The 7,334-nt window shown below is 34.6% G+C and carries 5 protein-coding genes; 2 read left to right on the top strand and 3 right to left on the bottom strand.

Annotation, left to right across the window (positions count from 1 at the left end):
* On the top strand, positions 1 to 850 hold an 850-nt coding region (gene xerD / locus E1171_RS11960), incomplete at its 5' end, for a site-specific tyrosine recombinase XerD (protein ID WP_155206239.1).
* Between the two features lie 68 nt (positions 851 to 918).
* Here xerD and E1171_RS11955 read toward each other — a convergent pair.
* Positions 919 to 2,085: a DUF4932 domain-containing protein gene (locus E1171_RS11955; protein WP_155206238.1), complete on the bottom strand. Its 1,167-nt coding sequence runs from the start codon at positions 2,083 to 2,085 to the stop codon at positions 919 to 921.
* Between the two features lie 574 nt (positions 2,086 to 2,659).
* Between E1171_RS11955 and E1171_RS11950 the strand changes: the two genes are divergently transcribed.
* Positions 2,660 to 3,427 carry a sulfite exporter TauE/SafE family protein gene (locus E1171_RS11950; protein ID WP_155206237.1) on the top strand — a complete coding sequence of 256 codons (768 nt, stop codon included), beginning with the start codon at positions 2,660 to 2,662 and terminating at the stop codon, positions 3,425 to 3,427.
* A 102-nt stretch (positions 3,428 to 3,529) separates the two neighbouring features.
* On the opposite strand, the gene E1171_RS11945 is transcribed toward E1171_RS11950, so the two are convergent.
* Together E1171_RS11945 and E1171_RS11940 are read right to left on the bottom strand one after the other, a co-directional pair.
* A complete protein-coding gene (locus E1171_RS11945) occupies positions 3,530 to 4,333 on the bottom strand; it encodes a helix-turn-helix domain-containing protein (protein WP_187696416.1) in 804 nt (267 codons plus the stop codon).
* A 610-nt stretch (positions 4,334 to 4,943) separates the two neighbouring features.
* Positions 4,944 to 7,166: a TonB-dependent receptor domain-containing protein gene (locus E1171_RS11940; RefSeq protein WP_155206235.1), complete on the bottom strand. Its 2,223-nt coding sequence runs from the start codon at positions 7,164 to 7,166 to the stop codon at positions 4,944 to 4,946.
* Positions 7,167 to 7,334 lie beyond the last annotated feature (168 nt).

Below are 7,334 nucleotides of genomic sequence, written 5' to 3'. Positions count from 1 at the left end.
GGAATGTGGTATGGCTGAAAATTCCATTTTGGCTTATATGCAAGATATGGATAAACTTCAACAATATGCTGGGATGAGGGGGTGGGAAGACCCTTTGGTCCTTTCTGCTGGTGACTTACAACAATTTCTGGAGTATATTGTGGAGCTTGGATTGTCGCCCTATTCTCATGCGCGAATACTTTCGGGGGTAAAGGCTTTTTACAAATACCTTTTAAATGAAGAGCTTATTCCCCAAGATCCTACCATATTAATTGAGGCACCTCGACTGGGACGAAAGCTTCCTGATACTTTATCATTCTTTGAAATTGAACAGCTATTGGATTCTATTGACCTTTCCACCCCTGAAGGGGCAAGGAACAGGGCAATTATTGAAACCTTATATTGTTCCGGACTACGAGTTTCTGAGTTGTTGTCCTTAAAATTGGCTGATCTGCATTTTGATATTGGATTTTTAAGAATTGTGGGGAAAGGTAATCGGGAGCGATTAGTTCCGGTCGGAAAAGATGCAATGAAATATATTAATATATATATAAAAGAAATTCGTCCTCATATGGCCATTAAGCCAGGGAATGAACATTACGTCTTTTTAAATCGGAGAGGAGCAAAATTAAGCAGGGTGATGATCTTTACCATAGTAAAGCGCCTGGCAAAAGATATCGGAATGGAGAAAAATATTAGTCCCCACACATTCAGACATTCATTTGCAACACATTTGGTTGAAGGTGGAGCCGATTTAAGAGTTATTCAGGAAATGCTAGGTCATGAGTCTATTACCACAACCGAAATCTACACACATTTGGACCGGGAATATTTGAAACAGGTGGTGCAGGAGTTTCATCCCAGAAGTTAGCAGGGAATGTTTGAAAGTACTTTTTAAAGAAAAAAACCGAACTTTCTAGCCCGGTTTTTACTGTTTTATTAAGATTTGGCCAATTCTATTAATTTCTCCATAGCATTATTCACCGCCTGTTGATAGCTTATTTCTTTTTTTCTATTATATTTTTGCAATTCTTCCAGAATAATTGGCAGGTATATAAACTTTCGGTTCTCTATATATTCATGTCTTAGAAATCCTGCACTTTTCCAATTTTCCATATTCTCGGCTATTATGATTTCTCCTGCGCGGGTAAAATGTTCATCCAGACATGTTTCCCAATCTAAATAGCTTTGGTCGGCCATAGCTTCCTGGATTGGATGGAATAATTTTTCCGTAGCTTTTATAGAATTTCTTGGAATTTTATTCATGGCAAGATCTACAAATGAGTGACCAAATTCATGTGTGCTTTTTTCTCTTACCTTATCCTTGTTCCCAAACCCCATATCTAGGTCAGAAGAGTTCTTAAATTTTTGGAACCACAACGGGCCAAACACATTGTAGATATCGGTTTTTTCTCCATCGGTTAATTTCAATCCAAAACCTGAACTGGTGGAAGTGGAAGGACTAGGAATAAGAATGTAGCTATCAAATTTTCCCTGATAAAATTTCTCCATTTCTTTGATGAAGTTTTCAGATGGTAAAACCTTTCGTACTTGCTCAACCGTGTTTTGGTAAATGGCTTTATGTGTTTCCCAATATTCATCAAAATTTATTTCTTTATAAAACCTGTTCAAGGCGTCAAGGAATTTTGCGGCATTCTTCCAGGCTTCTTTTTGGTCTCTTTTATCTGAAAATTGGATGTAGCTCCCTTTGGGTAAATTATTGGTGATTTTTGCCTGAGGAAAGTTTTCTAATTGAAGAACTAAACGGATAAAATAACCGTATTCGATATTTCCGACTAGCTCCATTGCCTGGGATAGGTGAGTGCTTTCATAAAATGGTTTGTATTTTTTATAGAGATACCACCCATAAGCATTCCAATCTCTCCATTTGATTTGTTTTCCATCTCTGGTAAAGGAGCCATTTTCTGATTCCATTCTTTTTCCTTTATATCCCAGGAAATTAAGTAGCCCTAGGAATTCCACATTTTTATTAATTTCTACTTGAATGGTTTTTGTTGAGTTTTGCTCCTTTTCGAATTGCATGGGTGTAGCCACGGATGAAATAATAACAAGAATTAGCAAACTTGTAATGGTGCTCTTTTTCATATTTGTATTGATTTGGGTGAAAAATAATAAATCAAATGATGCCACAAAAAAGGGTTGATAGGGGTAAAAAGCGCCCGATTACAACATTTTGGACGTCCAAAAGGGCGTTATCGGACTTTATTTTTTAGGTTGGAGTATTGGGGAGGAAAGGAAAAGATCTATAAAGAGAAATTATCTATGAAGTGAGGCTTTTGGTTAATTTGTAGGAGAGAGTGAAATATGAGTTTAGTCAAACAAAAAGGAAAATTGAAAATCCATTGTGAAGATTAGGTCTATTTATCTCAATTTAAATGGTGAATTATTAAAAAGAAGAAAAGAAAAATCCATGAGCTCAAAGCTTTCCACCTATTAAAAAATAACTGTTAATGGCTTCCAAGTGGGGAAAAAGATAGTTATAAATGGTGAGTGTAAAGTTTTTAATTCTATGGGTTGTCTGGTAAAATTTACATAGAGTTCAAGGGGTGAAAAATCGAAAGGAGTTTTAATCTTTGAATGTTTTTTTTACAATAGAAATTAGTCCCACTTACTACCCATCGATATAAAAGGAGATTTTAAATATGTAAAGGTGGATTAGATGGATGTAATTCAGGTAATAACTGTTCTCATTGTTTTTCTTTTTTCTGCTTACTACAAAGGGTTAAGTGGCGTGGGCTTTTCTACGGTGAGTTTGGGGATTCTTGCAATTTTTTACCCTGTTGTGCAGATTATTCCATTATTAATCGTTCCTTCTCTTATTAGTAATATTTTTGTTCTTTTAAAAACAAGGCCACTTTGGTCAGCCATTCAAAGACACTGGCTTTTATATTTTTCCTCTTTACCAGGAGTATATTTTGGTGTTCGCTGGCTTTATTTATCCAACGGAAGTAATATTTCCTTTTATGCTAATGTAATACTGGGCCTTTCTCTAATAAGCTATAGCATTTGGGCCTGGCTAAAACCCTATTTTCGGTTCCCAATAAAAGGAAGGGCGTTTATTGGGGCTCAGTTTCTTGTTGGAGGGTCAACGGGGATTATATACGGGCTTACCGGAGCACAGACTTTTCCTATTATTCCTTATTTTATGTCACTTCCTTATGTAAAAAATCAGATTGTATGTTGCACCAATTTGTCTTTTACGCTTTCAACTTTATTTATGTTGATTCAATTAGAACATGCTTCAATTCTTACGGTGCAGTCTATTTCGGTGTCTTTGTTAGGAATAATTCCTCTCTATGTAGGAATTCAATTAGCAACCAAACATAGGGAAAAGATTTCAGAGGACCGCTATCGTAAATTATTATTGGGAGTAATATTTATTCTTGGCGTTATTCAACTTGGAGTGAGAATATCTTTCTTACTTTAAAGTTCAAATAAGTTTTAAGAAATGATAGTTTATTTTGATACAATTCAAAATTAGAATTCTCATCACTTTTATAATGGTATAAATTAAAAGCTTAGTTAATAGCTATGGTTTTTTTAGGGATAAATATTGAGAAGGTGATTTGCCAGTATGGGTTTTAAATACCTGATTGAAGGATGACTTTGAGCTGAAACCAGATTCTAATGCTAGAGCTAGTATGGTTTTGTGTTGCTCTTCTTCCTTTTTTAATTTTTGGATGACTTCCCTAACTCGGTAGGAGTTTACAAATTCGTGAAAATTAGTGGAATGATAAGTATTGATAAGGTATGAAACGTAGCGTGTTGGAAGCTTGAGTTCCGTGCTTAACTCTTTAAGGGAAAGTTTGGGTCTGGTATACAGGGCATCTTCCTTAAAAAGCTTATTTAAGTGTTCTAATGCCTTTTCATCATTGTAGTTTGAAAAAGCACTGATTGGTTTTTTATTTTCTCTAAATAAGATTTTTGGAACTTCAAAGAAGTTTGGTTTAAAGTAACCAATGTAGCCCAAAAGAAAGAGGAAAACCACTAGTTGTACTTCCACATATTCAAAAATTGGGAGCTCCCACAAGACACCTGCTGCCCATAGCATAGTTATAAGAAGAAAGAAAAAGAATAAAGAGTAGAGTTTCACTAAATGTAAAGTAGGGAAGTTAGATAATGATTTTACTTGCTGTGAAAGGGAATATAATCTCTTCCCGAACAGAAAAACGCCAGCAAACATACCCAAAATTGGGACCACCTCAGTTATGAAAAAGTAAGGTTTGATTTCTAATAAACTAATTGTGCGATCAATTTTATTAATTCGCACTAGAATAGTTAATCCCATTGAAAATAAAATCTGAGCTATTGCTGGAGCAAATAACCAACTCATTTTCTTTTTAAACCTAAAGGAGGGATTAGTGTTGAGTTCTATAAAAAGCCAAAGAGCCGGTGGTAAAAAAAGGTAGCTTATAAAGTCCCAAAATGGAAAGGCCGTGGGTGATGCATGGTATTTTACCTGCATTCCCCAAAAGTTTAGCATTTCAAGAGAGCAAATCATTATAATCAAGCCAAGAAAAAAGGATGATTTATTTTTCTTTAAACGGCTTAATAATGCCAAGCTTACTAATAGTCCTTGCCCAGATGCTAAAAGATATATGACAGCTTTCCAGGTATTCAAAAATTTTAACTTTTATGTTTTTCCCTTAAAAAAGTATGAGCGTGTTCAAAAATAAGAAAATCAAGGTTTTTTTAGGACATAAAAGCAAAAATGACAAAAAAATTGGAAAAAGGGGTAGCTCGAATTTAATACTTGGGATTTCAGGGTTTATAAAAGAAACAACTTTAGCGGAAAAGTTTACCCCTAATTGTTTGTCAAATAAATGAAACTACTAGGGGTACTTTTTCCTTTAGGTTAGAAAAACTTAAAAAGAAGAATTAACTCTATTTTACCAATCTTTTGGGGGTGATATGGCAAATGAGATAAAATTCAATATTTTATCTTATAATCTATTTCTTTCGTCCTGATTGCTGGTTTTTCTTTCTTGGATAGTTTTTACCGTACTTTTTCCAAACCGATAAGAAAAGGAAATCCGTAAAGACTGAGAATTCCAAGTAGACAATCTTTCTCCTTTTAAATATTTAAGGTCCATTTTACTAGGAGAAAAATTACCTTTAAATAAATCGGTTGCATTTAAGGCAAGTGTTCCTTTATCTTTAAGTACGGACTTTTTTATTCCAAAACTTATATCGTATGTGCTTCTATAATTGAATACATATTGTGTATGAGGAGAATTGTACCACCCGCTTATTTCGGCTCTAAAGCCTTTAGGTAGGCTAATGCTGTTTGAAATAGAGAATTGGGCAGATAAAACCTGATTATGTACATCCTCTCCTAAGTAAACAAAGGTTTCATCTCTCATCATTACATTGAGGGTGTTTGTTAAACTCCACCAATTTGTCAAACTAACTGGAATTAATAAATTAAGTCCATATCTGTGTGAAGATGGTAAATTATTTGGTTTTAATCCTATAAGATCATTGTCTTCATCCCATTGAGGAATTTGACCAAAAAATGGGTCCTCCAAATATTGATAAAAGACTTTTATTGAATAATTACCTTTTAATATAAAACCCAATTCCGTATTATGCACAATGGACGGTTTTAAGAAAGGGTTTCCTTCACTGTAGATAAATGGATTACCATAAAAGCGAAAAGGATTTAAACTAAAGTACATTGGTCTTTGAATTCTCTTTCCGTATGATAAAACCCATTGATTCTCCTTCCTGGTTTGATAGTTTATTGAAATAGAAGGGAATATATTCAGGTATTCTTTTTTATAGTTCCTAGGTATTTGGTGAAGAGAAGATTGCTGGGTGTTGGTATATTCTCCTCTTAGACCTCCATTTAGATTCAGGTTATCCTTAAAGGAGATTTTATAATTGGCGTAGAGGGCCCCAATCGTTTCTTTAAAATTAAATTGATTAGACACATCCTTATCTTTTACCAATTGATTACCGATCACCTGAAAAAAATCATAACCACTTTCCCGGTAATTATAACTAATTTTAGTGCCTATTTCCAGTATTCCCTTTTTGGAAGGATGGATATAATCAATCTGAAAAGACTTTAAAACCATATCCTGCTGGGAATTACCGCTGGAATATAATTCACCATTTTTTTCACCATTAGCTTTGATTCCATTGTCAAATAAATTTTGGGCTGTATTATTCTTGTTGGTGAAATAATCCAGGTCAATTTTTAGTAACCGGCCTAAAGTATCTATTTCATTGCTATAATGTAGATTAAGTGCCTTCATTCCTTCCTCACCATCCATAGCAGATTCAAACGTTTGTATAGGCTGTTGTAAGCTACCTGTTCTATTTTCGGTCCGGTCTAAAAAATTATAATTGGAAGTGGAGTGTTCTAATTGAAGGCCAATAACGTTGCGGTTATCGATATGATAATCAATTCCCCCTTCCATTTTATAAGCATTTCCTCCTCCTTCTCCAAGTAAATCCACCTGAACCAAATTATCTGCAATCAACATACCCATATCATCTCCCCATTGATTTTTATCCTGGCTTTGAGAATAACGGGCATAAATATCAAATTTTTCATTTCTTAGATTGAGGTTAGCCCCACCACTATAAGAATCAAAAACCCTTTGGTCATAGGCTAAGTTAAGATTTCCGGTAATACCATAAGACTGACTTTTTTTTCTTTTTATTTGAATAATACCTCCAGCACCCTGGGCCTCATATTTGGCAGAAGGAGAAGTAATTACATCTATGGAAGATATGTGGTCAGCAGACATATTTTGGAGTAGTGATTTCAACTCGGAAGGGGAAAGTTTCATTACTCGGTCGTCAATCATAACCATTGTTCCTTGCTTACCAACAATGTTTGGCTCTTCTCCTCTATCAATTCTTACTCCGGGCGTTTTACTTAAAATTTGCCAGGCATTTCCTCCAGAAGCAGCTACACTACTCTCCACATTGAAAATTAAACGATCGCTATTATGTTCAATTAGGCTTTTTGTTCCTTGAACCGTCACCGCATCCAGTATTTTTTCATCTCTTTCCAAAATGAGGTTACCCAAGTCTATTTGCTTGTCTTCGACAAGGATTTTTTGAGAATAAGGGGAATAACCAATAAAAGAAACGGTCAGGATATAATTTCCTTTTTTTTCGTTTAGGTCAAAGATACCTTCTTCATTAGTCAATCCTCCATTTACAAATGAGGAATCTTTAGGTTGTGAAAGGACAACATTTGCTCACTCTATAGGTAAACCTGAGGAGTTAACTACCTTTCCAATTATTTTTTCTTGAGCAAAAGTCTTTTTTGGAATAATAAAATATAGTAGAGTGATAGGTATAAATAAGATCAAAAA

Source organism: Xanthovirga aplysinae (assembly GCF_009711365.1).
Classification (GTDB): Bacteria; Bacteroidota; Bacteroidia; order Cytophagales; family Cyclobacteriaceae; genus Xanthovirga; species Xanthovirga aplysinae.
The sequence above is the reverse complement of the archived record's forward strand: the minus strand, read 5'-3'. Positions and strand labels throughout refer to the sequence as shown.